The organism is Achromobacter sp. GbtcB20, from assembly GCF_019091095.1.
Classification (GTDB): domain Bacteria; phylum Pseudomonadota; class Gammaproteobacteria; order Burkholderiales; family Burkholderiaceae_B; genus Achromobacter; species Achromobacter mucicolens.
The window spans coordinates 1-823 of sequence record NZ_JAGXJZ010000082.1; the positions used below are offsets into that span (position 1 = coordinate 1).

Sequence of the window (823 nt, forward strand, 5' to 3'; positions counted from 1 at the left end):
GCGCTGGCCGGCAACGGCGCGGGCGCGCTGGCCTCGGGCGGCGCCGCGCTCTATGCCGAGGCGCGGTTTATCCGGCCTGGCGTGGGATTTGACGCGAAGATGAGCTAGGTTCAGGCGCTGTCACGCCAAGACAAGGCGAGCGCCGAAATGAAGGCGCTGCGAGAACAGGCACGTCAGCTGGGCGCGACCACGATGTTTTCTGCCACGCAGGCGGCTGGTGCTCAAGGCTTCCTTGCCATGGCCGGCTTCGACGCCAAGGCCATCCTGGACGCGATGCCCGGCATGCTCTCGCTGGCCAAGGCGGGCGACACCGACCTGGCGCAAACGGCCGATATCGGGTCCAACATCTTGACCGGCTTCAAGCTTCCCGCCGAACAGATGAACCGCGTTGGCGACGTACTCACGGCCGCCTTCACGCGATCCAACACCAGCCTCTACATGCTGGGCGAAACCATGAAGTACGTGGCGCCGGTGGCTGCTGGTGTCGGCCAAGATATCGAGACCGTGGCGGCGATGGCTGGCAAGCTGGGCGACGCGGGCATTCAGGGCAGCAGGGGCGGCACGGCGCTGCGGCCCATCCTGGGCCGCCTGGCCGCGCCACCCAAGGCGGCCGCCGATGCGCTCGATGGCCTGGGCACCAGCACGAAGGACGCCGCCGGCAACCTGCGCGACGTGCCGGCCATTCTGGAAGAGCTGCACAAGAAAACCGCGAAGATGGGCAACGCCGAGCGGTCCGGCATCTTCACGGCCATTGCTGGCGAGGAAGCATTCAGCGGGCTGCAGGTGCTTGTCGGCCAGGCGCGCACCGGCGAGCTGCAGAAGT

At 67.7% G+C, this 823-nt stretch carries 1 protein-coding gene; it reads left to right on the forward strand.

The window, feature by feature from the left end; translation table 11 throughout:
• Positions 1-147: 147 nt before the first annotated feature.
• A partial coding sequence (locus KVT32_RS27860) for a phage tail tape measure protein (protein ID WP_254637045.1) occupies positions 148-823 on the forward strand: 676 nt, incomplete at its 3' end.